This is a genomic window from Tenacibaculum sp. Bg11-29, from assembly GCF_002836595.1.
In the GTDB taxonomy this organism is placed as follows: domain Bacteria; phylum Bacteroidota; class Bacteroidia; order Flavobacteriales; family Flavobacteriaceae; genus Polaribacter.
Genome location: NZ_PJBB01000003.1, coordinates 2800545 through 2825613 on the forward strand (window position 1 = coordinate 2800545; position 25069 = coordinate 2825613).

The following is a 25069-nucleotide window of genomic DNA, read 5'->3' on the forward strand; positions in this document are numbered from 1 at the left end:
TGTATTCATTTTTATTTTTAGACGAAGTGTTTTTTGTACCCTTACATCTATATTAAATAGTATTTTTGCAATATGAAAATAAAGTTATTTTATATTGCCGTATTCTTAGTTTTTACAGGATGTAAAACAGAGAAAATATCATTAAAATTTTTAAATGAATTTATAGTTAAAGATTCATTAGTATTTGAAAATACAATTGTTGGAGGTATTTCAGGTATTGATTTTAGTAATGATCAATATTATATGGTAGTTGATGACTCAAAAAATCCAAGAATTTTAGTTGGAGATATTTTAATGAAGAATGATTCTATAAAATCAGTAGATTTTAAACAAACAATTAGGATAGATTCAACGAGTCAGTTTTATAAAGATAATGTATTAGATTTAGAATCTATTTTCGTTGTAAATGATCAAATAAACTTGGTAAGCGAAGGATCTATAAGAAAAGGTAAGAGTCCAGCTATTTTTACATTAAACAGTTTAGGTAAAATACAAGAAAGTATTGAGATACCTTCTTATTTTAAAGCTAATTCTTTAGCAAAACCAAAACATAATGCAACTTTTGAAAGCTCTTCGAAAAGTATTGATAAAAAAGGTTATTGGGTGGCAATGGAAGGACCATTGGCTGCAGATGGAGAAGAGCCAACGTTTTATAAAACAAAATCACCAATACGAATTACGTATTTTAATCATGAAACTAAAAAAGCGACGAAGCAATTTACATATCAATTAGAAAAAATAACAAAACCAGCCAAAGGAACAGTCAATTTAAATGGAGTAACGGCTATTTTAGAATATACAAAGAATAGTTTTTTTGTTATAGAAAGAATTTATCAAAGCGGATATGGAACTCAAGGGAATACTATAAAGGTTTTTAAAGCGACTATTGATGAAGAATCAACAAATTCTTTAAATATTGAGTCTTTAAAAAAACAAGAATATATAGCGCTTAAAAAAGAATTATTATTTGATTTTGAATCAATACAAGATAAATTAACAAATAATATTATAGATAATATTGAAGGGATTACTTTTGGTCCTCAATTGTCAAACGGTAATCAATCGTTAATAGTAGTTTCTGATGATAATTTTCAAGTATATGGTAAGCAATTGAATCAATTTATATTGTTAGAAATCCAGCATAAATAATGTACATTAGCAATAGTAATTATTAAAAATGATAGGTAAACTTAAACAAAGGTCAATAGAAAAAATTTACAATAAAACTATTGATAAAAAAGTAAATAAAAATCATAATTTAAATAAGGTTCAAAAAGTTTTAATTTTACTAGATAACGAATCTTTAGAAAATGTAATGATAGCTAATTTAGTAAATGTACTTTCTTTTAAAAAAGAAAGTATAGATGTATTAGTTTATAAAGAGTTTTTAAAGAAAGAAGATATTTCTCCTCTTTTTTTCACAAAAAAAGATATTGGATTAAATGCTAGTTTAAAATCAGACAATTTAAAAAATTTCGTTAGAAACGATTATGATTTATTGATTAACTATATAAAAACGCCTAATTTATATACTAATATGATAACTTTGTTGTCTAAAGCAAACTTAAAAGCTGGTTTCGCAGATATTGATGATAGATTGTATGATATTGTTGTAGCTGATGAAGGCTTAAATGAGGCAGTTTTAAATAAAGAATTAAAAAAATATTTAACGATTTTAAATAAAATATAATGCAAAAATTTGTTGGTACTGGAGTTGCTTTAGTTACTCCATTTAGCGAAGATTTAAGTGTAGATTTTAATGCACTTAGAAAGTTAGTAAATTACAATATTGATAACGGTGTAAATTATTTAGTTATCAATGGAACAACAGGAGAAAGTGGTACAATAACAAAAGAAGAGAAAGAAGAAATTATTAAAGTGATTTCGGATGAAAATAAAGGAAGATTACCTTTAGTGTTAGGTGTTGGAGGCAATAATACACAAACAGTAATTGATGAATTAACATCATTAGACTTATCAAATATTGATGGTGTTTTATCTGTAGCTCCTTATTATAGTAAGCCAACGCAAGAAGGTTTTTATCAACACTTTAAAGCAATTTCTTTAGTAAGTACAAAACCAATTATATTATATAATGTACCTGGTAGAACTGCTAAGAATATGGAGCCAGCTACAACTTTACGCTTAGCAAACGATTTTGAAAATATTGTAGCTGTGAAAGAAGCAGGTAACAATCAACAACAATACTTAGAATTGTTAAAGAACAAACCAAAAGATTTTTTAATAATTTCTGGTGATGATGACCTAGCGTTAGGAGTTATTTTAGCAGGAGCAGCAGGAGTAATTTCTGTAATAGGGCAAGGATTACCAAAAGAATTTTCAAAAATGATTCAATTAGGTTTGGCAGGAGAAATTAAAGAGTCTTATGAAATTCATTACAAACTTATGGATGTTGTATCTTATATTTTTGAAGAAAACAATCCTGCAGGAATTAAGGCATTACTATTAAAAAAAGGAATTTGCTTAGACGAAGTTCGATTACCATTAGTAAAAGCAACAGAAAATTTACAAACAAAAATATCGGATTTTATAGACAATTTATAATTTTATAAAAAGACAAGAGTTATAAAAGACTACAATTTTTTAATTGTAGTCTTTTTTTAGCATCTTTGTTTAAAATTTTAGAATACCTCTTTAAAAAAACTCTTAAAAAAATAAATAATGTTATCAAAAAAAATAGAAAATGCTTTAAATAAGCAAATAAAAATAGAAGCAGAATCATCTCAAGTATACTTATCAATGGCATGTTGGGCAGAAACTCAAGGGTTTGAAGGAGTATCACAGTTTATGTATGCACATTCAGATGAAGAACGTATGCATATGTTAAAGTTAGTGAAATTTGTAAATGAGAGAGGAGGGCATGCTCAAGTTTCTGATTTAGCAGCACCACCAACTGAGTTTGGATCATTTAAAGAGATGTTTCAAACATTGTTTAATCATGAAGTAATGGTATCAAAATCTATAAATGATTTAGTACATATTACTCTAGAAGAAAGAGATTATGCAACACATAATTTTTTACAATGGTATGTTGCAGAACAAATAGAAGAAGAAGCTTTAGCTAGAAATATTTTAGATAAAATTAATTTAATTGGTGATGATAAAGGAGGTTTATATTTGTTTGATAATGATGTAAAACAAATCGTTGCACAAGGAGCTACAAATACTGCAGAATAAGATTAACAAACATTTAATAACTATTACGAGTTTTTATAATAGATTTAATGGTTTATTGCAATACTCTATTTAGAGTGAAAAATCGTTTTAATAATCCATAATTAATTACTAATTTTGCCAAATGCAAAAAATGAAAAATTTAGCGTATATAATTGTAATGCTATTGATCTTGTCTTCATGTGGAGAATATCAAAAAGTATTGAATAAGGGAAGTATTGAAGAACAATACAAGATGGCTACCAAAATGTACGAAACACAAAAGTACAGTAAAGCATTACGTTTGTTTGAAAAAATAACACCATCTTATAGAGGTAAACCTCAGATGGAACGTATACAGTTTATGGTATCCCAATCGAATTTTAACGAGAAAAATTATGGTTTAGCTGGTTATTATTTTAATAGGTTTACAAAAAACTACCCTAAAAGTTCTAAACGAGAAGAAGCTGCTTTTTTATCGGCATTGAGTTATTATAAAGATTCACCAGGTTTTAGTTTAGATCCAACAAATACAAGAAAAGCGTTAGAATCGTTTCAATCATTTATTGATCGATATCCAAATTCAGATAAATTAGATGAAGCTAATAAGTATTATGCTGAATTAAGAAGTAAATTAGAAAAAAAAGCATTTGAAATAGCAAAAACATATTATAAAACTGCAGGCTATGATTCTAGAAATTATAGGGCAGCTATTACAGCTTTTGATAATTTACTATCAGATTATTTAGGAACGAAATATAAAGAAGAAGCATTATATTATCGTTTAAAAGCAGCACATGATTTTGTTATGAAGAGTACGTCGCGTAGAAAAGCTGATAGAATTAAAACAGCTAAAAAGGCGTACGATAAATTAAAGAGAAGCTTTCCTGAATCGAAATTTATGAAAGACTCGAATGAAATGTTAGCAGCATTAAATAAAGAACAAGAACAATTAGTTAAAAGTTAAAAAATGGATTATAAAGAAACGAAAGCACCATTAAGTACTATTACTTATAATAAAGAAGCTATCGAAGCTCCAACAGAGAATATCTATGAAGCTATTTCAATTATAGCTAAAAGAGCGAATCAAATTAATTCTGATTTAAAGAAAGAATTAGTTGATAAGTTAGATGAATTTGCTACTTATAACGATAGTTTAGAAGAAGTTTTTGAAAATAAAGAACAAATAGAAGTTTCTAAGTTTTACGAACGTTTACCAAAGCCTCATGCTATTGCTGTAGATGAATGGTTAAATGGGGAAATATATTATAGAACTCCAGAAACCGAATAAGATGTCTGTATTAAGCGGTAAAAAAGTATTACTTGGCGTTACTGCAGGTATTGCCGCATATAAAACAGCGAACTTAGTTCGTTTATTTATAAAATCTGGCGCAGAAGTTATGGTCGTAATGACTCCTGCGTCAAAAGATTTTATTACACCTCTTACACTTTCCACCTTATCTAAAAACCCGGTTCATTCTACTTTTTACGAAAAAGAAGATGAAAATGAACTTTGGAACAATCATGTTGATTTAGGGCTTTGGGCAGATTTAATGATAATCGCACCAGCAACTGCAAATACGATGTCTAAAATGACAAACGGTACTTGTGATAATTTGTTGTTAGCAACATATTTATCAGCAAAATGCCCAGTTTATTTTGCACCAGCAATGGATCTGGATATGTATAAGCATCCGTCAACAAAAAAGAGTTTTGAAAGTTTACAAAATTTTGGTAATATTTTAATCCCAGCTACTTCTGGTGAGTTAGCAAGCGGATTGGTTGGTGAAGGTCGTATGGCAGAACCTGAAGATATTATTGCTTTTATAGAAAAAGATATTGCATCTAAATTACCACTTCGTGGAAAAAAAATACTAATAACAGCTGGTCCAACATATGAAGCGATTGATCCTGTTCGTTTTATTGGAAATCATTCTTCGGGTAAAATGGGATTTGAAATAGCTAAAACGGCAGCTAATTTAGGAGCTGAAGTTGTTTTAGTATCAGGACCTTCTTATCAAAAAGTAACACATTCTTTTATTAAAAGAGTTGATGTAAAATCAGCTCAAGATATGTATGATGCTTGTCATACCTATTATAATGATGTCGATATTGCAATTTTATCTGCTGCTGTTGCAGATTATAGACCAAAAAATATTGCAACGCAGAAAATAAAAAAGAAAGATTCAACGTTAACTATAGAATTAGAGCCTACAAAAGATATTTTAAAATCATTAGGAGCTATTAAAACAAATCAATTATTGGTAGGATTTGCATTAGAAACAAATAATGAAGTTGAAAATGCAAAAAATAAAATTACACGTAAGAACTTAGATTTAATTATCTTAAATTCGTTACAAGATAAGGGAGCTGGTTTTGCTACAGATACTAATAAAGTTACTATTATTGATGCTGAATTTAACCAAAAAGTATTCGGTTTAAAGTCTAAAAAGGAAGTGTCAGTAGATATAATTAATGAAATTATCAATAAAATTAAATAATAATTATATTATCTTCTCGGGTATTATTGAAAAGTGAAATGTTTTTTACTTTGAAGATACAAACGCAGTTTTTCGAGAGGTTTTAATAGGTCTCGACTGCGCTTGACCAGACAAATAAAATTATAATAAATGCGTAATTTTTTCTTTTTTCTTTTTATCACATTATCAGTTTTTACAATGCAATCGCAAGAATTAAACGCTTTTGTAACGATAAATACAGATAAAGTTCAGAGTAGTAATAAACAAGTTTATGAAACATTAGAAAAATCATTAACTGAGTTTATTAATGAAAAACAATGGACTAACAAAAATTACAAACAACAAGAACGAATTAATTGTGCCTTTACCATTATTGTAAACGAGCAGAGTGGTAATAATTTTAATGCAACAATACAAGTACAATCTACAAGACCTGTATACAACTCTTCTTATGCTACTCCTGTTTTAAATATTAACGACACTAATTTTAATTTTAGTTATAGTGAGTTTGCACCGTTAATTTTTAACCCAAATAATTATGAATCTAATTTAGTATCAACAATTGCTTTTTATGTGTATACGATTTTAGGTGTAGATGCTGATACTTTTGCATTAAAATCAGGAACGAATTATTTTAAAAAAGCAGAAAATGTTATGCTACAAGCGCAATCTAGTGGTGAAACAGGATGGCAAAACCAAGTAGGAAAACAAAATCGTTTTGCGTTAATTGATAATTTATTGTCTTCTAAATTTAATCCTTTACGAACTATTTTTTACGAGTATCACAGAAAGGGATTTGATAATTTTTCAGAGAATAAAGAAACAGCAAAACAAACAATTCAAGATAATGTTATAGCATTAGATAAATTGCATAACATTACGATAGGTAATTATATGATTCGTGTTTTTTTAGATGCTAAAGGTGATGAAATTTCAAATGTATTTTCTGATGGAAAACCTGCGAAAAGTACACAAAAAATGCTTAGTGTATTGAGCAAAATTGCACCTACTTATAAAGATAAATGGAAAAAAATTAAATAAAATTACTTTTAGTACCTCTTTGTTAAAAGTGATTAAGTAATTGTATTTGATACTTTTTTAGTATAGTTACGACCTCTGTTTTCTTAGTTATTTTATATCTAAACTTCCATTCTTTTTTTAGTTATATAATTCATTGAAAATTTGTATTTTTATTACTTATAAAGAATAGAATTTGCTGACACACTTATCCATACATAATTACGCGTTAATCAATCATTTATCGATTGACTTTACAAAAGGTTTATCTATCATAACAGGTGAAACAGGAGCAGGGAAATCCATTTTATTAGGAGCATTAGGCTTGGTAATGGGTAATCGTGCTGATTTATCTTCCTTAAAGAACACAGAAAAAAAATGTGTTATTGAGGCTAAGTTTGCTGTTAACGAATATTCTTTGCAAAGTTTATTTGAAAAGTTAGATATTGATTACGAAGAAGAAACTATTATTCGTAGAGAAATTTTACCTTCAGGTAAGTCAAGAGCGTTTGTAAACGACACTCCTGTGAATTTATCAGTTTTATCTGCTTTAAAGAGTAAATTGATAGATATTCATTCACAACATCAAACATTACAATTATCAGATGCTGCGTTTCAGTTTTCTGTTATTGATGCCTTGGGAAAGAATCAAACCAAAATAGCTTCTTATAAAAGAGGTATGCGTAAATATTCGCTATTAAAAAAAGATTTAAAGGCTCTTCAAGAAGAAACTGAAAAATCTAATGAGCAATATGAGTATAATTTACATTTATTTAATGAGTTAGAAGAAGCTAGTTTAAAAACAGGTGAACAAGAAGTTTTAGAAGAAAAATTAGACAGATTAAATAATATTGAAGAGATAAAGTTAAATTTATCAGAAGCCCTACAAGTTTCAATAAATGAAGATGTTGGCTTACAAAGCTTATTTAATGGGGTAGAAAATAATCTACAAAAAATTAGTTCTTTTTCTAAAAATTATGATGACCTATCAAAAAGAATTTCAAGTATAAAAATTGAATTAGACGACGTAATTTCAGAATTAGAAAGTGCTAATGAAGAAGTAGAATTCAATCCAAATGAGATTGAAGAATTAAATGATAGATTACAATTAATATATAATTTACAAAAGAAGCATTCTGTTGAGTCGATCAAAGAACTACTAATTATTCATAAATCATTATCAGATAAAGTTGCACAAGTAGAAGGAGCAGAAACATTGATTGATGCTAAAAATGCTGAAATAAAAGGAGTATCTATAAAGTTAGATGAAGTTGCTGGTATGATTACTAAATCTCGAAACAAAGCAATACCTAAGTTGCAAAAAGAATTAGAGTATTTATTGACAGAATTGGGGATGCCAAATGCTCGTTTTTCTATCGATTTAAGCCATTCAGATGATTATTTTACGAATGGTAAAGATGTTTTATCATTTTTGTTTTCAGCTAATAAAGGAGGGAGTTTTGGTGAACTTAAAAAAGTAGCATCAGGAGGAGAATTATCTAGAATAATGCTATCAATAAAAAAAATTCTATCAGAAAATACAAAATTACCTACTATTATTTTTGATGAAATTGACACAGGAGTATCTGGAGAAGTATCGAATAAAATTGCAAAAATAATGCAAGATATGGGAGCGAATATGCAAGTAATAACAATTACACATTTACCGCAAATTGCAGCAAAAGGATTACAGCATTATAAGGTGTATAAGGGAGAGGAAGACGGAGTTACAACATCAAACTTAAAATTATTATCTAATGACGAACGTGTAATTGAAATAGCAGAAATGTTAAGTGGTAAAGACATTTCAGAAAGCGCGTTAACACATGCAAAAGAATTATTGAATTAAGTATAAAACAAACAACTACATACATTAAAAAGTAAAATATGTACAACTTATTAAAGGGTAAAAAAGGAATTATTTTTGGAGCATTAGATGAAAACTCTATTGCATGGAAGGTTGCTGAACGTGCACATGAGGAAGGAGCAGAGTTTGTATTGACGAATGCGCCTATTGCAATGCGTATGGGACAGATTAAAGAATTAGCAGAAAAAACAGGATCTGAGATTATACCAGCAGATGCTACTTCTATGGATGACATAACAAATTTAGTTGAAAAATCAATGGAGATTTTGGGAGGTAAAATAGATTTTGTTTTGCACTCAATTGGTATGTCAGTTAATGTACGTAAAGGGCGTCATTATACAGATTCTAAATATGATTTTACAACAAAAGGATGGGATGTTTCAGCAGTTTCTTTTCATAAAGTAATGAATGTTTTATATAACAAACAAGCCATGAACGAATGGGGAAGTGTTGTTGCGTTAACATATATGGCAGCTCAGAGAGTATTTCCTGATTATAATGATATGGCTGATAATAAAGCATATTTAGAATCTATAGCTCGTAGTTTTGGATATTTTTTTGGACGTGATCATAAAGTACGTGTAAATACGATTTCTCAATCACCAACGCCAACTACTGCTGGACAAGGGGTAAAAGGTTTTGATGGGTTTATTTCGTATGCTGAAAAAATGTCTCCTTTAGGAAATGCAACAGCATTAGAATGTGCAGATTATACGATTTCATTGTTTTCTGATTTAACTAAAAAAGTAACACTTCAAAACTTATTTCATGATGGAGGATTCTCTAATATGGGAGTTAGTGAAGCGGTAATGGATAAATTTACTGAAGAGTAATTTTTAAATCATAGAAAAATTATAAAATGCAAATCACTAGATTTGCATTTTTTATTTATAACTATTAAAAAATGAATACGACTTTACATATTGAAAAGGAATTAGCACCTTTAAGAAAACAATTAAAAGAACATACTTTATATACATCATTAAAAAAGATTGATGATATAAAAACATTTATGGAGTCTCATGTTTTTGCAGTTTGGGATTTTATGTCGTTACTAAAAGTATTACAACAACAATTAACTTGTGTGAGTTTACCATGGATTCCTGTTGTAAATCCAAAAACAGCACGATTTATTAATGAAATTGTGCTTTGTGAGGAAACGGATGTAAATGAGTTAGGAGAACCTAAAAGTCATTTCGAAATGTATATTGACGCCATGAAAGAAGCAGGTGCTGATATTTCTGAAATTACTTCTTTTATCTTTAAATTAATAGAAGATAAAAATATTAATGAAGTAGTAAGTAATAGTTTAGTTATTGATGAAGTAAAGGAATTTATAAAATTTACGTTTGATGTTATAAACACTTCAGAACCACATATTATTGCATCTAGTTTTACCTTTGGTAGAGAAGATGTAATACCTGATATGTTTTTTGAAATAGTTAAGAATACCGAAGAGAAAGCGAACTTTAGTTATAATAAATTAACGTATTATTTAAAAAGACATATAGAATTAGATGGTGATGAACATGGGCCACTATCTCTACAAATGATAGAAGAATTGTGTGGAGAAGACCAACAAAAATGGGATGATGTATTGTATTATGCAAAAGAATCTCTACAAAAGAGAATTAATTTATGGAATGGTATTGCTAAAAAAATAAACAAAAGTATTTTAGTGTAATGAAATTAAAATTCTCCATAATTGTTCCAGTTTATAACCGTCCACAAGAAATTGATGAATTGCTTAAAAGTCTTGTAGAGCAAGAATTCATAGATAGTTTTGAGATAGTTATTGTTGAAGATGGATCACAAAATTCTTCAGAGGATGTTGTGAAGAGTTATAAGAATAAACTAAGTATACAATATTTTTATAAAGATAATAGTGGTGCAGGGGCAAGTCGTAATTTCGGAATGGAACGTGCTAATGGTAATTATTTTATTATTTTAGATTCAGATGTAATTGTGCCACCTCATTATTTATCAAAGGTTAAAAAAACATTACAAGAAAACTATACAGATGCTTTTGGAGGCCCTGATGCAGCACATCATAGTTTTACTCCACTGCAAAAAGCAATTAATTACTCGATGACTTCGGTATTAACAACAGGGGGGATTAGAGGAAAGAAGAAAGGAGTAGGAAAATTTCAACCAAGAAGTTTTAATTTAGGGATCTCTAAAGAAGCTTTTGAAAAAACATCAGGTTTTTCTAAGATGAAGGCAGGAGAAGATATTGATTTAACGTTTCGTTTATGGGAAAATGAATTTGAAACTCAATTAATTGAAAAAGCATTTGTGTATCATAAGCGTAGAAGTACTATAAAACAGTTTTTTAAGCAGACTTTTGCTTTTGGTACTGCAAGACCAATTTTAAATAAAAAGTATCCAAAAACAGCAAAAATTACCTATTGGTTTCCTAGTATGTTTATTATAGGTTTTGATACAAGTATAATCTTAAGTTTTTTTGGTTACTGGCAATTCTTAGTTTTTTATAGCTTTTATTTCTTATTTATTTTTATAGACTCATTAAGTCAGAATAAAAATAGTAAAGTTGCTTTTTTAAGTATTATAACGACTTTTACACAGTTTTATGGTTATGGTTTGGGTTTTTTGGAGTCGAAGTTTTTAAAAAAATAAACGTCATTACGGGGAAGAATGAGTAAGTAATTTATTTTAGAATAGATTACTTCCTCTTTAATCGTAATGACGATTTAATATTAAATAATGGCTAAAATATTTTCAGAAGGACGACCAATAACAGCTTTATTACCGTTTATAACGATCGGACGTTCTATTAACTTAGGATTATCAACCATAGCTTTTATAACATCAGCATCAGATAATTCTTTTCCTTTAAATTCCTCTTTCCAAATTTTTTCATTCTTACGAACAAGTTCAATTGGAGTGATTTTCAGTAAATTAATAATGGCTGTTAATTCATTTTCAGTAGGAATGTTTTCTAAGTATTTTACAACTTCAAATTCTTTTCCAGAGTTTTCTAAAATTTCTAATCCGCAACGTGATTTGCTGCATCTGCTATTGTGGTATATTTTTATCATTATTAAGTATGGTTTATTTTAATAAATAACAACTTAGTTATCTTTTTGTCCGTTTAACATTAAATAAGATTTTAAAAAAGGATTGATGTTTCCATCCATTACTGCTGCAACATTTCCTGTTTCATGGCCTGTACGTACATCTTTTACTAATTTATAAGGATGCATTACATAATTTCGAATTTGGCTTCCCCATTCGGTTTTAAGTTTCCCTGCTTCTATATTTTCTCTTGTAGCTAATCTTTTTTGTAATTCAATTTCGTACAATTGTGATTTTAACATTTTTAAAGCAGTAGCTCTATTATCATGTTGTGAGCGCGAGTTAGAACATTGAATTTGAATACCACTTGGTTTATGCGTTAATTGAACTTTAGTTTCAACTTTATTTACATTTTGTCCACCAGCACCACTTGATCTTGCAGTAACGATTTCAATATCAGCAGGATTTATTTCTATTTCAATAGTATCATCTGCTACAGGATACACATATACAGAGCCAAAAGTAGTATGTCGTTTACCGTTACTATCAAAAGGAGAAATTCTAACTAAACGATGTACGCCGTTTTCACCTTTTAACCATCCGAAGGCATAATCGCCATCAAACTCTATGGTAACTGTTTTTACACCCGCAATATCACCAGCCTGATAATTTAAAGTTTTTAATTTAAAACCTTGTTTTTCTGCCCACATGGTATACATACGCATTAGCATTTCTACCCAGTCACAACTTTCGGTACCACCTGCACCGGCTGTTATTTGAATAGTAGCGCTTAAATTATCACCTTCTTCAGAAAGCATATTTTTAAATTCAATATCTTCTAAAAAAGTACTTGTTTTATCAAATTGTTCAATTACTTCAGTTTCGTCAACTTCATCTTCTTTATAAAAATCATACAAAATTGTAAGATCATCATTCATTAAGATTACTGAATTGTAATCACTAACCCATCTCTTTTTTAAACGGAGAGATTTCATTAAAACTTCAGCCTCCTTTGGTTTATTCCAGAAATTTGGATCAACAGTTTTTTCTTCTTCATTATTAATTTCAATCAACTTCTTGTCAATCTCTAAATATCCTTTTAACTTGCCAATTCGTTCAGTAATATTTTTAAGCTGTTCGTGTGTAATCATAGAACAAAAATACATTTTAAAATCGTAGATAAAAATGGAAATAAACTTAATAAGCGATACAGTTACCAAGCCAACAAAAGAGATGTTGGATGCAATGATGAACGCAAAGGTTGGTGATGATGTTTTTGGAGCTGACCCAACTGTGAATGAGTTACAAGAAAAGGTTGCTAAAATGTTTAATATGGAAGCGGCTTTGTTTTTTCCTTCAGGAACAATGGCTAATCAAGTTGCTATAAAAATACATACTCAGCCAGGTGATAAAATGTTTTGTGATAAATGGGCACATGTATATAATTATGAAGGTGGAGGAGCTGCTTTTAATTCTGGAGTAACATCTCATTTAATAGATGGAGATAGAGGAATGTTTACGGCAAGTCAATTAGCAAAGGCTGTTATAGGTAGAGGAGATATTCATGTTCCATTTAATAGATTGGTTTGTATTGAAAACACAACAAATAAAGGAGGAGGAGCTTGTTGGGATTTTGAAGAATTAAAGAAAATTCAAAAAATAACAAAGGATAATGATTTAGCATTTCATTTAGATGGAGCACGTTTGTTTAATGCATTGGTGGCTAAAAATGAAACAACAGAACAGTACGGTGAGTTATTTGATACGATTTCTATTTGTTTATCAAAAGGATTAGGGGCACCAGTAGGATCTATACTTATCGGAACCAAGCAACATATAGAAAAAGCATTACGAGTGCGTAAGTTATTTGGAGGAGGAATGCGACAAGCGGGTTTTTTAGCTGCAGCAGCAATTTATGCTCTAGACAATAATGTAAATCGTTTAGCAGAAGATCATAAAAAAGCACAACAAATAGGGGAAATCTTAGTGAACTGTTCTTATGTGAAAAAAGTTGAAACTATTGAAACTAATATTATCATTTTTTATGTAAATGATACCATTGATCCAATAGGTTTTATTAATAAAATGGAGGAAAAGGGTATTTTATTAATTTCTATGGGAGAAGGTAAAATACGTATTGTTACCCATTTAGATTTTACAAATGAAATGCTAGAAAAACTATTAAAGGAACTTAAAAACTTTTAGAAGAAAACTCTTACAAAAGGAGATAAGGGGTTTGAATATATGCTCTTATCTTCTTTATGTAAGACGTCATATTGAACTCCAAACGCAATTTTCCCTGTGACATATGCAGCACCAAGATTTAAAGAAGGATAACTATAATTGTCTTTAATAATTCCGATAGTTTTATTAACATAAGATTGTATTAATTCACCAGAAAATTCTATTGTACGAATAGGTCTGTATAAAGTAATAATACTAGCAGAATAGACATTTGCACTATAATTTTTACTCTTATTATATAGATATCCAATACTACCACCTAAAGAAAATTCTTCATTAAAATCATAAATAGCACTAGGTGAAACAGCGATTGTGGTACTGTTAGAACCAAAGCTAAGACCAAAAGAACCACCAAAACGAACATTGTCCCAAAAATTAGATTCTTGAGAAAAACTTACTATTGATGATAAAAGAAAACAAAACAAAATTATTTTTTTCATGAGAAATTAATTTAATTCCTCCAATTTAGTCAATTCTTTGTAATTTTTGTTTAATTTTTTTAATAAAATTCCATAAAGTAGTTGGTAGAACAACCATAATAAGGCCAGTAGCACTAATAAAATAAAGGTAGTAATTAAAACAAAAACTAGTATTTGAGATGAGTTTAACTCTGGTTGAGACTTTACTGAAGCTATTGAAACAGAAATAGCAACGATAAACATGAATAATAAATTAAATAAAACATAATATTTTACAGTTTTTCGTGTTTTTACAATTTTAGACATTAATTGTTTTGTAGAATCAGTAACTGAAATGTTTTTATAATTCAAATAAAACATAACTAAAAAATATAATAATATAAGATAAGCTATTACCTGAGAATAAATCATAAACTCACTTAACCCTAACTTTTCATACTCTTTATTTGTTTCATCCATATCAATAAAAAGATACATAGAGTTTAATATTAAAAACTCTAATATTCCAATAATAAAAATCCATTTTACTATTGATGATGACTTGGAATGTGCCATTTTATAGATATCAACTTTAGAAACAGTATCTGTTTCTTTAGGTTGATTATCCCATGCTTTTTTATATTTATCTAAATCCATCTCTGATTATGGGTTTAATACTTTTCTTAATTTATCTTTTGCTCTGTTCATTTTAACTCTAGCATTTACTTCACTAATACCTAAAGTTACAGATATTTCCTTGTAAGGTTTATCTTCTAAGTATAAGAAAATAAGTGCTTTATCAATATCATTTAGTTTACGAATTGCATTGTATAATGCTTTTAATTGTAGTTCTTCAGTTTCATCATAATCTTCAGCTTTTATTTTAAAAGCATAATCGGCAATATCTTGCGTTTTTACAGTTCTCGTAGATTTTCTATATAAAGAAATTGCGGTGTTTAAAGCCACTCGATACATCCAAGTACTAAATTTAGCGTCTCCTCTAAATTTACTATAGTTTTTCCATAACTGAATAGTTATCTCTTGAAACAAATCGTTATGTGCGTCTTGATTAGTAGTGTAAAGCCTACATATCTTGTGCACAATGTTTTGATTGGCTTCGAAATCTGCTAAAAATTTATTTTCTAGTTCTTTTTTCACTAAGTTTAGTACAGTTGATTATCTATAAGTAGCTCAAAAATACGAATTGTTACAGTTCATCCTAAAAAAAATACAATTGAGTTCTTTTTAGTTTTAAAAACGAGACTTCAGAAGCATATTTGTAATGTGTTTAACCAATAAAATTAAAATCATGAAATTCTTAACTATCTCTTTACTAATTATTGTATTCTTTGTAACAGAAAAATTGACTGCTCAAAATAATAAAATAACAGCTATTGTTATTAATGCTACTTCTGATGCAGGAAAAGTAAGTTATGCGTTATACGACAAAGAAAATTTTAGAAAAGAGCCTATAGAGGCAAAATCATCTGTTATAAAAGAAGGTAAAAGTATTGTTGTTTTTAATAATGTACCTAAAGGTGAATACGCTGTTATTTGTTTTCATGATAAAAATGATAATGATAAAATGGATTTTCAACCGAATGGAATGCCAATTGAAGATTATGGGGTTTCAACAAATAATATAAATCGTTTTGGCCCTCCTGAATTTGAAGATGCAAAATTTAGTGTTGTAGATAAAAATGTATCTTTAGAAATTAAGTTTTAGTAATTAAAAAGAATAGAAAATGAAGTCTGCAAAAGGTGTTTTTACTTTAGAGAAAATAAAAGAGGGAGTGATTGCTTGCTTAAAAATTACTTTAATATTTGGAATATTTTTTATGTTCATAAATCAACAATTTACATTAAAAGATATAGCCTTTACATTTTTTGTCTCAGCAATGTATTCTTTTGGATTAGGATTGGGAAATGGTTTTTTAAATGATTATTTAAGTACCCAATGGAGTTGGGTTACTGAAACAAATAAACGAGTTTGGGCAGGTATAATAGGAACTGTTTTGTATACTGTTCCTGTAATATTAGGGATTCACTATTTCTTGTTTTTTATTCTAAAAGATAATCACCCGAAGTACTTTTTTTCTGAAAGAATGATTTGGAATCACTTATTCTGGATAATTTTTGCGTTTGCAATATCGGCTTTCTTACATGCACGTGGTTTTATGAAAAACTGGAAAGCATCAATAAAACAAGAAACGACACAACATGAAATTGTAGCGAAGACAGAAACAGCAAAATTTGAGACTTTAAAAAACCAGATAGATCCACATTTTTTATTCAATAGCTTAAATGTATTAACTTCTTTAATCGGAGAAAATCCAAAGCAAGCAGAAAAATTTACAACCAAACTATCTAAAATTTACAGATATGTTTTAGAGCAGCGTAATAAAGAGTTAATTCCGTTAGAAGAAGAACTGAAATTTGCTAGAGCGTATATGGAATTATTACAAATGCGGTTTGAAGATGCAGTACAATTTAATATACCTAGTGAGGTAAGTAATTCAGAATTAAAAATTGTGCCATTATCATTACAATTGCTATTAGAAAATGCAGTAAAACACAACGTGGTATCATCATCAAAACCATTAGAGATAAATATTTTTGAAGAAGATGGTTTTTTAAAGATTAGTAACAATATCAATCCTAAAGAAACTCTAGGAAAAAGTACGAAGGTTGGATTGAGAAATATTGCAGATCGTTATGGTTTAATAACCAATAAAAGTGTTGAAATAACAAATAATAATAAAATATTTACAGTGAGTTTACCACTGTTAACAAAAACAAGAGATATGTCATTTAGTACAAATAATATTGAAAATAGCAAATATGTAAGAGCTATAGAACGAGTAGAGAAATTAAAAGAATTTTATCAAAATTTAGCATCATATTGTGTGGTAATCCCTTTTTTAATATTCATCAACTTAAAATTTTCACCAGGCTTTCATTGGTTTTGGTTTCCGATATTTGGTTGGGGAATAGGGTTAACTTTTCATTTTTTAGAAGTAAATAATTACAATATCTTCTTAGGTAAAGGCTGGGAAGAACGAAAAATTAAAGAAATGATGAAAGAAGATAAAACTAAAAAATATGAATAAAATGGAAAAATATAATACTCCTGAATATACGTATCAATTAGCTAAGAAAAGAGTAAAGAAGATAAAAGGGTTTTATACACATTTTACAATTTATTGTATAGTTATACCTATTATTATTTTTACAAACTTAAATTTTGAGCCACACTTTCATTGGTTTTGGTTTTCTGTAGTAGGTTGGGGAATAGGACTTTTCTCACACTGGTTAAATGTTTTTGGATTTAAGATGATAGGCTTAGGAAAAGGTTGGGAAGAAAAGAAGATTAAAGAATTAATCAACGAACAAAATGAGAGCTAAAATGGAAAGAGATTTTACAGAAGAGCATAAATATTTATTAGCAAAAAAAAGAGTAGAAAAAATAAAAGGGTTTTATATTCATTTAGCTGTTTATATACTTGTGAATATCTTTATTTCTGGGGTTATTATTTTTGGATTAACTCAAGAGAATGAGTTAAACTTTAAAGAAGCAGCAACTCATTTCGGAACCTACTCAACTTGGTTATTTTGGGGAATAGGAGTGTTTTTTCACTGGTTAGGAGTTTTTGGATCTAATTTATTTTTTGGTAAAAAATGGGAAAAAAAACAAGTTGAAAAGTATATGGATGACAATAAATTTTAATAATGGAAAATTATACACAAGTTGAAAAAAGAGTAAAAAGAATTAAGAAGTTTTATAACCATCTTCAGGTTTTTGCAATTATGATGGTTGTTTTATTACTTTTTTCAAATAAGATATTTGATTTATTTGAAAACAATATCCATAATCCAGGCACATTAAAATGGGCGAGAGCTAATATTTGGGTAAACAGCTTATTATGGGCTTTCGGACTTTTAATACATGGCATCTATACTTTTAGATATAAAATTACTTTTATAGAAAAATGGGAAAAAGATAAAGTAGAAGAATTAATGAATGAAAAATAAAAGCAGTATGGAATTAACAAGTGAGTCAGAAAAATATATAAAAGCTCAACAAAGAGTAACAGAAATTAAACAATTTTATAAGCATTTGGTTTTATATATACTTGTAAATTTGTTTTTCATTGGAAGAAGAATTTATAAAGACATTAAGTACGGAGATTCATTTGTAGAAGCTTTTTTTGATATGGACAACTATCATTTTTTCTTTTGGTGGGGAATAGGTTTACTAATACACGCGTTCAATGTGTTTGGGAAAGAAAATTTATTCAGTAAAAATTGGGAAGAGCGTAAGGTTAAAGAGTATATGGATAAGAATTAATTAGGTAAGGATATGAATGTTATTATTATAGAGGATGAGAAGCCAGCAGCAAGACGATTAAGTAGAATGCTTTCTGGATTGAATATAGAAGTGCAAACAATGTTACATTCTGTTGAAGAATCTATTAATTGGTTTCAAGATAACAAACATCCAGACTTAATCTTTTTAGACATTCAGTTATCTGACGGATTATCATTTGAAATATTTGAAGAAATAGAAGTGAAATCGGCTATTATTTTTACGACAGCTTACGATGAATATGCTTTAAAAGCATTTAAATTAAATTCAATCGATTATTTATTAAAGCCGCTTGATGAAGATGAATTAAAGGTTGCAGTAGATAAATTTAAAGAGAATAATCCAAAACAATCTGATGTACAGGTTAATATTGATGACATTAGAAAACTATTAATAAACCCTGTTGATAGGAAGTTTAAAAAGCGCTTTACAATTAAAGTAGGTCAGCATATAAAAATTATACATGTAGATGAAATAGAGTGTTTCTACTCAGAAAATAAATCAACATACATTCATACAAATGCAAACCGAAATTATTTAATAGACCATTCTCTTGAACACTGGCAAGAACAATTAAATCCTGAGCACTTTTTTAGAGTCAATAGAACTTTTATAGTTCATATAAATGCTATCAAAGATATTATAGCATACACAAATTCTCGTTTAAAGATAGTATTACATTCTTATACAGATACAGAAATAATAGTAAGTAGAGAGCGCGTAAAAGAGTTTAAAAACTGGATTGATTAAAAAGAAGTTAATTTTTTTGTAGTAAAATTAATATTATCGGTAAAACTTACTTCTATTTTATTATTCTACACATTTTTTAAAAATGAATGTATCAAAAAATAGGGTTTCTAAACGAACTTACTTCTACTTTTGAATGAAAAAAAGTAGAAATAACCGAGTTTTACAGTTATTTCTACTAAAAATTACTTTTTAAAATCAATTATATTAAATAATTGACTAGTATAAATATTCTAGAGCCACTTTGTCATAACGATTAAATACTCCATTTTCGTTACCAGTACCACAAGAAATCATAATAGATCCTCTATCTATTTCCGTAGGAGTACCTGGTATATGGTATGCTCCGTTTGAACCTTCACCTTCGTCTTTTCCATTACAAACTCTGTTAAACCAATCTGTATGGCGTAAACCTACACAATGCCCCATTTCATGTGTAATTACGTGTGTTGCATACGTAGTTCCTTTTTTTGAAACACCTGGTCCAATTCTAGCCCATTTGTAAGCTCTACCGTTTGAAGGGAATCCTGCTAATCCACCAGTACCTAAGTCAGAACGTACATACACTACTATGTCAGCTGCTTCTTGATTTGTACCGAAAGTTAAATTCATGTGTATTGATGAATTTAAATTATTATAATTTTCAACAGCTCTTATTAATGCTTTTTGATTAGTAGTGTCTAATCCTTTTGATCCTAGACCAGTGTATCCTAATACATTAATAGTTCTATTACTACTAGATACTAAATTTCTGGTATGATATTGTCTTGCACTAGCTTCAGTTATTTGATGGTTATTTACTTCTTTAACAGAAATAGATATACCTGCGTCGTTTACAAAATAGTCTTTAGCTATTCCATCTAAATCAGTAATACTTTTAAATGTAACATTTTTATTATTAATGCCCAAGTCATGCAGTTTTTCTAATTGTTTTTGAGTTGGTTGATTGTCTACTGGAATTTCATTTTCTGGAGTTTCATTTTCTTGACAAGAAAAAAATGATCCAACTGTAATTATGCTAAAAAGCATAAATAATTTTAAAGTTCTCATAATAAAAGAGTTTTGTTTGTAAGGCATAGCCTTGATTAATGTTAAATTCAATTAATTGATTTACATGTGTTTTGCGCACCGCTAAATTCCGTAAAATAACTAAAATAATAAAATAATAGATGTCTCTTAGAGTATATAAGATGTCTTAAAATATGTTTTAAGACATGAATTTTATGGTTGATGTAATAGGTTTTTGTAGTAGATATTACCAATTAAAATTTTCAAGTTTACTGATGAAATAAACCCTAAAAATATAAGAATATTCATTTAAAGTCGCTAAGATTTAATTAGAAACATATATGTCTTTTTTATAAAGGATTGGTTATTAAAAAAATTAAGAATTATAGAGGTCAGTAAGTAATTACGTATTGTATAAATATGTCTGAAGTGTTAATCTCTAGTATATAATAAGTAAATTATTTGTCTGTTCGAGCGCAGTCGAGAACTTTTAAACTATGGTGAATAGGTCTTGACTGCGCTCGACCTGAAATAGTTGGTCGAAAATTCATTTTAAAACACGTATCTATCTACTGACCTTTGTAAAATTAAATAAACACTAGTAATAATCTTTTTTTTTGTTAAAATATTAATTTTCATTTAACGTTTCATTTAATATTTAACCATAAGATGAGCCTATATACCACATTATTTTCAATTGGAGCAGTACAATCTTTAATTATTGGATTAATAATGCTATTTTACAAATCTGAAAAAAAGCATGTTAATAGTTATTTGGGGTATTTTTTTATTGTATTATTTATACAACTTATATCAGAAATTATTTCAGTAATTTTTAAAAGTCAAATATTTACTCTCTCACCATTTTATTTAACTACATTAGACATAGTGTTTCTATACTTATATGCTACAGAAACAGCAGGTTTAAAACTTAAAAATAAGTTTTTACTGTTTGTGCCCGCTTTAATAGAGTTTTTCTTTCATTTTGTAATTACAGTTTTAGCGATTTATGATTCAAATTATTTGAAAATAGTTAATAATTCCCATTATATTCTTATTCGATCCGTACTGGCTTCTACTTATATAATATTTATATGTATTTTTATGATTAGAGTAATTAATGTACATAATAAACTGCTACCTTATTCATATAAAAACATTAAGTATAAAAAGTTAACTTGGTTAACTATATTTTGTGTTATTTGCATTGTAGTTAATATTTTTTATCATATAAGTCATTTAGTTTTTAAAAATAATTACACAATTATTGTTATTGATTTATCTGTGTTTTTAATTCCTCTTTATTATGTAACTATTGTAAGTTTAGTTCAAATTAACATTTATAATTTAACAGATAGAGATAAGCTAAATGCTTTAAATAATAAAAAGTTATATTCTAAAGACGAGCTAGAGGCATATTTTGATATAGTAGAAAAATATCTGTTAGAGGAAAAGATTTTTTTAAACCCTTCATTAAATTTAAAAACGTTTGCAGAAAGAATAAGCCTTCCTAGTAGAGCAGTTTCTAACTGTATATATCAAATTAACGGCACAAGTTTTAATTACTTAATTCACACTTATAGAGTTGATGAGTTTAAAAAAATAATAAAAGAAGAAAACTATAAAAATTATAGTATAGAAGCATTATCATGTGAAGTAGGGTACAATTCAAGAGCTTCGTTTTATAAAAATTTTAAAATGATAACTGGTACATCTCCTTCGAAATTTATTTCTAAATCATATTAATTTTATAGAGGTCAGTAGATAATTACTTATATTTTAATTGAAACATCTTGAGGAGTGTCTGGTTGAGCGCAGTCGAAACCTATTTTTAACAGGCTAATAGTTCTCGACAGCGCTCAAACTGACAACAAAAATTTCGCCACTCTACTTAAATCCAGGTACTTAATGATATGCATTTAACTACTGATCTCTATAATTTTATAATAAATGATTTACAATATAAAATCAGACAATTTTCTATGATTTATACTAGATTTTTAAATTGATAAATCTATGTTTCATTTTTAAATTATTTTTTATACTTATAAAAGTAAGATATATAAAACATCATTTGCTATAAAAAACGGCAATAAGGTTAAAATTTTTAAAGAGGCTAAGATTAAGTGTTTTTATAATACATATAAATGCAATAAAAGATATCGTTTCTTATACAAATTCCTGTTTACAGTTAAAACTATATTCTTACTATACTGATGAAATTATTGTAAGTAGAGAACGTGTAAAAGAATTCAAAAACTGGATTGATTAATGGTTAAATGCATTAAATTTTTAAAAAAAACAGCGATCATATATGTTAATCGCTGTTTTAAGTTTATAAAATTATCTATAAATTAATAAATATTAATAATAGGTTCTTTTAAAAGCATAGGTGAAATTTTATTGATAAAATCAATAAAATGACTAGATGTATTATGAAAATCGATAGCTTCTTTATTTATATACTCTTCGTAAAAAAGGTATTCATTATCATTATACACATCTTTATTTAAACGATATGTAATACAACCATCTTCATTATTACTTTTAGTAACCATTATTTCTGCAAAATCTAAAAACTCAGTATTAAATTCTTTTTTAACGCTTATTTGCGCTACTATTACATTTTTCATTTTATTTAAATATTAAATATAGTTTATTGAGTTGTATAATTAAAAAAGAGATTAGATATTATTTTTTGCTTTTATAAAGTCAGAAATTAAATAACTAATAAATTTTCCAACTTGGTTTATAGCAGTAGGATCTTGTACTACTGCAGGGGCACCTTCACATATATGAATATAACTAGCATTGGTGTTTTTAGCAAAATAATGAACAAATTCTCTTGTTTGTTGCGTTGTAAATCCACTTGGAGTCATTGCACTACTTGGAAAATTTTGAATACAATCTAAATCAATTTCAATACCAAAAGATTTATCTTTAATAAAGTTTTTAGCACGTAATAATTCATTTTCAAACGGAATTGATTTGTATACTTCTAATTCTTCATAGGTATTATAATCTATATTTGTATTACTATGAATAATATCAAAAACATATTGAGGCGTATAGTTTTCATGTAAACCAAACATGAAATATTTATCTAAATAATTATGCTCAATAGCATAAGAAAATCCGTTACCACTGTGGCGTTCTTCTAAACGACGTAAATCGGTATGAGCATCTAAATTGATAACATTTATAGGTTGGTTTTTCCCTTCAGATAATCCTTTTAAATTCCCGTAAGAGTTGTTGTGTCCTCCTCCAATAATAATGGGGATTTTATTACTTTTAACAATTATCTTAATAATTGCTGATAATTCTTTATCAATTGCTTTTACTAATAAATCACCTTTTTCTCTATCAGAACCATCAAAATTTGAAACTTCATCAAGGTAATCTAAATAGCCTAAAACAAGAATGTCTTCTCCTTTTATAAATTGATTTTCTTGGGTATTTAAAAACGATTTTAAAGCAGGAACAAAAGCGGTGTGCGCACCTCCGTTTCCATAATTCATTTTTACACCAATATCTTCAGGAACACCAATAATAACAAACTTAGTTGTAGAATCTGTGATTTTTTCAATAGATAAAATGGTTTGTGCATGTTCACCTAATTTTGTTTCTCCTTCTCGGGGATTTACAAAATCTGTAATGTTTTTTTGAGAAAATAGTTGTAACATAATTTTTAAGTGAGTTTATGAAATAAGAATAGCTGCGACTTTATAAGTTTTATGTTTAAAATACATTAAACATTTTATAACGTAACTACATTTTTTTACTTCTATTATTTGTTGTAATTTTTATTAAAATTAATTTCATAATCTTTAACGGTTTTAAATTTTACGCTTCTGATTAATTTGTATGTTATTGTCTTTATTAGTGATAATAAAGGGGCATGTTTTTAATAAATATAAGTTAACTTTTAGTATTAAGGTTTAATTTATTTAAAGTGAATAAACATGCGTTCACAGATCGAAAATAGTTAAAAAAGAGTTATTTTATGTTATACAAAACATAAAATAAATTAAGAAAATTTCTTTAAAAAGAAAGAGTGTTTGAGTTCTATTAAATTTAGAATGATTGTATTAAAAGGAACTTGTTTTATTATCGTTTTTAGATTAATAGGTTATTGGGGTGTTTTTTTTACTATCATACGTATTCAGTTGTTGGAATATAAAAATGTAAGGTATTTTCAAAATTAAAATATTCTAAAATTAGGTCTGCTTGACAACGAAGAAAATGGCCAAGGAATTGAAATAAAAATAATGATTAGTACAATGGAAAACCATACAAACATTGTTTTAAATTTATCTTTATCATTTGTTTGTTTTTTTGTTATAGCAGAGCCAATTGTTAATAATACTATAGCAGTTGTCATCAAAATAATATGTATTAAACTATAAAATGTTAAGTCTAAATTTCTTATAGCTAATTTAGTATTTGACCAAAAATATTTTACAATAGCGCTTTGAGTGTAAAGGGTCATACCAATCATTAATTGAATATGGGCAAAAGTCGTTGTCCAATGTCGAAAAGCATTATCTATTTTTGAAAAAGCTTTATTAGTTGTGTAACCAACTAGTGCCCGATAAATAGAATAGAGCAAAAAAACTAATACAATCCAGCGAGTTATAGAATGCAGAGTTAATAAAGTTGAAAACATTTTATATTGAGGTTTTATTAAAAGCAAAGTTAAAATAAAAACATACTATTTGGTATTTTTTTATTG

The 25069-nt window shown here is 27.8% G+C and carries 30 protein-coding genes and 1 pseudogene; 22 read left to right on the top strand and 9 right to left on the bottom strand.

The window, feature by feature from the left end; genetic code table 11:
- The first annotated feature begins 72 nt into the window (after positions 1-72).
- The 12 genes from CXF68_RS12755 (at position 73) to CXF68_RS12810 (ending at position 11175) form a co-directional block, all read left to right on the top strand.
- On the top strand, positions 73-1149 hold the full coding sequence (locus CXF68_RS12755) for an esterase-like activity of phytase family protein (protein WP_101045229.1): 1077 nt from the start codon (positions 73-75) through the stop codon (positions 1147-1149).
- 28 nt (positions 1150-1177) lie between these two features.
- The gene (locus CXF68_RS12760; protein ID WP_101045230.1) at positions 1178-1690 is read left to right on the top strand and encodes a hypothetical protein; all 513 of its coding nucleotides are present in this window, start codon (positions 1178-1180) and stop codon (positions 1688-1690) included.
- Complete coding sequence (gene dapA, locus CXF68_RS12765) at positions 1690-2565, top strand: 4-hydroxy-tetrahydrodipicolinate synthase (protein ID WP_101045231.1); 876 nt, start codon at positions 1690-1692, stop codon at positions 2563-2565. The genes CXF68_RS12760 and dapA overlap by 1 nt, the downstream gene beginning before the upstream one ends.
- A gap of 117 nt (positions 2566-2682) precedes the next feature.
- Positions 2683-3198: a ferritin gene (locus CXF68_RS12770; protein WP_101045232.1), complete on the top strand. Its 516-nt coding sequence runs from the start codon at positions 2683-2685 to the stop codon at positions 3196-3198.
- A gap of 130 nt (positions 3199-3328) precedes the next feature.
- The gene (locus CXF68_RS12775; RefSeq protein ID WP_232771654.1) at positions 3329-4141 is read left to right on the top strand and encodes an outer membrane protein assembly factor BamD; all 813 of its coding nucleotides are present in this window, start codon (positions 3329-3331) and stop codon (positions 4139-4141) included.
- 3 nt (positions 4142-4144) lie between these two features.
- Positions 4145-4465 (top strand): DNA-directed RNA polymerase subunit omega, encoded by a 321-nt coding sequence (locus CXF68_RS12780; RefSeq protein ID WP_101045234.1) that lies wholly within the window; start codon positions 4145-4147, stop codon positions 4463-4465.
- A gap of 1 nt (position 4466) precedes the next feature.
- Positions 4467-5675 carry a bifunctional phosphopantothenoylcysteine decarboxylase/phosphopantothenate--cysteine ligase CoaBC gene (gene coaBC, locus CXF68_RS12785; RefSeq protein WP_101045235.1) on the top strand — a complete coding sequence of 403 codons (1209 nt, stop codon included), beginning with the start codon at positions 4467-4469 and terminating at the stop codon, positions 5673-5675.
- 129 nt (positions 5676-5804) lie between these two features.
- On the top strand, positions 5805-6695 hold the full coding sequence (locus CXF68_RS12790; RefSeq protein ID WP_101045238.1) for a DUF4835 family protein: 891 nt from the start codon (positions 5805-5807) through the stop codon (positions 6693-6695).
- Between the two features lie 172 nt (positions 6696-6867).
- Entirely contained in the window at positions 6868-8520 is a 1653-nt protein-coding gene (recN, locus tag CXF68_RS12795) for a DNA repair protein RecN (RefSeq protein ID WP_101045239.1), read from the top strand.
- 38 nt (positions 8521-8558) lie between these two features.
- Complete coding sequence (locus tag CXF68_RS12800) at positions 8559-9371, top strand: enoyl-ACP reductase (RefSeq protein ID WP_101045240.1); 813 nt, start codon at positions 8559-8561, stop codon at positions 9369-9371.
- Positions 9372-9442: 71 nt separating this feature from the next.
- Positions 9443-10222, top strand: coding sequence for a DUF3050 domain-containing protein (locus tag CXF68_RS12805; protein WP_101045241.1), 780 nt, complete (start codon positions 9443-9445; stop codon positions 10220-10222).
- Positions 10222-11175 (top strand): glycosyltransferase family 2 protein, encoded by a 954-nt coding sequence (locus CXF68_RS12810; RefSeq protein ID WP_101045242.1) that lies wholly within the window; start codon positions 10222-10224, stop codon positions 11173-11175. Before CXF68_RS12805 ends, CXF68_RS12810 begins: the two co-directional genes overlap by 1 nt.
- 80 nt (positions 11176-11255) lie before the next feature.
- On the opposite strand, the gene arsC is transcribed toward CXF68_RS12810, so the two are convergent.
- On the bottom strand, positions 11256-11597 hold the full coding sequence (gene arsC / locus CXF68_RS12815) for an arsenate reductase (glutaredoxin) (protein ID WP_101045243.1): 342 nt from the start codon (positions 11595-11597) through the stop codon (positions 11256-11258).
- Between the two features lie 33 nt (positions 11598-11630).
- Positions 11631-12725, bottom strand: a complete 1095-nt coding sequence (gene prfB, locus CXF68_RS12820) for a peptide chain release factor 2 (protein WP_101045245.1) — start codon at positions 12723-12725, stop codon at positions 11631-11633.
- Positions 12726-12759: 34 nt separating this feature from the next.
- On the opposite strand from prfB, the gene CXF68_RS12825 reads away from it, so the two are divergent.
- Positions 12760-13779: a low specificity L-threonine aldolase gene (locus CXF68_RS12825; protein ID WP_101045246.1), complete on the top strand. Its 1020-nt coding sequence runs from the start codon at positions 12760-12762 to the stop codon at positions 13777-13779.
- Here CXF68_RS12825 and CXF68_RS12830 read toward each other — a convergent pair.
- From CXF68_RS12830 to CXF68_RS12840, 3 genes are read right to left on the bottom strand one after another with little or no spacing between them, the layout of a single operon-like run.
- Entirely contained in the window at positions 13776-14258 is a 483-nt protein-coding gene (locus CXF68_RS12830; protein WP_101045247.1) for a hypothetical protein, read from the bottom strand. The genes CXF68_RS12825 and CXF68_RS12830 overlap by 4 nt on opposite strands.
- 6 nt (positions 14259-14264) lie before the next feature.
- Positions 14265-14873 carry a hypothetical protein gene (locus CXF68_RS12835; RefSeq protein WP_101045249.1) on the bottom strand — a complete coding sequence of 203 codons (609 nt, stop codon included), beginning with the start codon at positions 14871-14873 and terminating at the stop codon, positions 14265-14267.
- Positions 14874-14879: 6 nt separating this feature from the next.
- Complete coding sequence (locus CXF68_RS12840; protein WP_028889292.1) at positions 14880-15374, bottom strand: RNA polymerase sigma factor; 495 nt, start codon at positions 15372-15374, stop codon at positions 14880-14882.
- Positions 15375-15525: 151 nt separating this feature from the next.
- On the opposite strand from CXF68_RS12840, the gene CXF68_RS12845 reads away from it, so the two are divergent.
- From CXF68_RS12845 to CXF68_RS12875, 7 genes are read left to right on the top strand one after another with little or no spacing between them, the layout of a single operon-like run.
- Positions 15526-15942 carry a DUF2141 domain-containing protein gene (locus tag CXF68_RS12845; RefSeq protein ID WP_101045251.1) on the top strand — a complete coding sequence of 139 codons (417 nt, stop codon included), beginning with the start codon at positions 15526-15528 and terminating at the stop codon, positions 15940-15942.
- A gap of 19 nt (positions 15943-15961) precedes the next feature.
- The gene (locus CXF68_RS12850) at positions 15962-17326 is read left to right on the top strand and encodes a 2TM domain-containing protein (protein WP_101045252.1); all 1365 of its coding nucleotides are present in this window, start codon (positions 15962-15964) and stop codon (positions 17324-17326) included.
- 1 nt (position 17327) lies between these two features.
- Positions 17328-17621: a 2TM domain-containing protein gene (locus CXF68_RS12855; RefSeq protein WP_101047511.1), complete on the top strand. Its 294-nt coding sequence runs from the start codon at positions 17328-17330 to the stop codon at positions 17619-17621.
- A gap of 1 nt (position 17622) precedes the next feature.
- Positions 17623-17943, top strand: a complete 321-nt coding sequence (locus tag CXF68_RS12860) for a 2TM domain-containing protein (RefSeq protein ID WP_101047513.1) — start codon at positions 17623-17625, stop codon at positions 17941-17943.
- Positions 17944-17945: 2 nt separating this feature from the next.
- Positions 17946-18248: a 2TM domain-containing protein gene (locus tag CXF68_RS12865; RefSeq protein WP_101045253.1), complete on the top strand. Its 303-nt coding sequence runs from the start codon at positions 17946-17948 to the stop codon at positions 18246-18248.
- On the top strand, positions 18238-18564 hold the full coding sequence (locus CXF68_RS12870) for a 2TM domain-containing protein (RefSeq protein WP_101045254.1): 327 nt from the start codon (positions 18238-18240) through the stop codon (positions 18562-18564). Before CXF68_RS12865 ends, CXF68_RS12870 begins: the two co-directional genes overlap by 11 nt.
- 12 nt (positions 18565-18576) lie before the next feature.
- On the top strand, positions 18577-19332 hold the full coding sequence (locus CXF68_RS12875) for a LytTR family DNA-binding domain-containing protein (RefSeq protein WP_101045255.1): 756 nt from the start codon (positions 18577-18579) through the stop codon (positions 19330-19332).
- Between the two features lie 216 nt (positions 19333-19548).
- Here CXF68_RS12875 and CXF68_RS12880 read toward each other — a convergent pair whose 3' ends face one another.
- Entirely contained in the window at positions 19549-20379 is an 831-nt protein-coding gene (locus CXF68_RS12880) for a M57 family metalloprotease (RefSeq protein ID WP_157821931.1), read from the bottom strand.
- Between the two features lie 1062 nt (positions 20380-21441).
- On the opposite strand from CXF68_RS12880, the gene CXF68_RS20860 reads away from it, so the two are divergent.
- Together CXF68_RS20860 and CXF68_RS12890 are read left to right on the top strand one after the other, a co-directional pair.
- The gene (locus CXF68_RS20860) at positions 21442-22083 is read left to right on the top strand and encodes an AraC family transcriptional regulator (protein WP_198553816.1); all 642 of its coding nucleotides are present in this window, start codon (positions 21442-21444) and stop codon (positions 22081-22083) included.
- Positions 22084-22468: 385 nt separating this feature from the next.
- A pseudogene (locus CXF68_RS12890) lies at positions 22469-22609 on the top strand (LytTR family transcriptional regulator DNA-binding domain-containing protein); the annotation flags it as partial.
- Between the two features lie 82 nt (positions 22610-22691).
- On the opposite strand, the gene CXF68_RS12895 reads toward CXF68_RS12890, so the two are convergent.
- The 3 genes from CXF68_RS12895 to CXF68_RS12905 form a co-directional block, all read right to left on the bottom strand.
- Complete coding sequence (locus tag CXF68_RS12895; protein ID WP_101045259.1) at positions 22692-22970, bottom strand: putative quinol monooxygenase; 279 nt, start codon at positions 22968-22970, stop codon at positions 22692-22694.
- A 51-nt stretch (positions 22971-23021) separates the two neighbouring features.
- Complete coding sequence (locus CXF68_RS12900; protein WP_101045260.1) at positions 23022-24020, bottom strand: formimidoylglutamase; 999 nt, start codon at positions 24018-24020, stop codon at positions 23022-23024.
- A 518-nt stretch (positions 24021-24538) separates the two neighbouring features.
- Positions 24539-25003: a hypothetical protein gene (locus CXF68_RS12905; RefSeq protein WP_101045261.1), complete on the bottom strand. Its 465-nt coding sequence runs from the start codon at positions 25001-25003 to the stop codon at positions 24539-24541.
- Between the last annotated feature and the right edge of the window lie 66 nt (positions 25004-25069).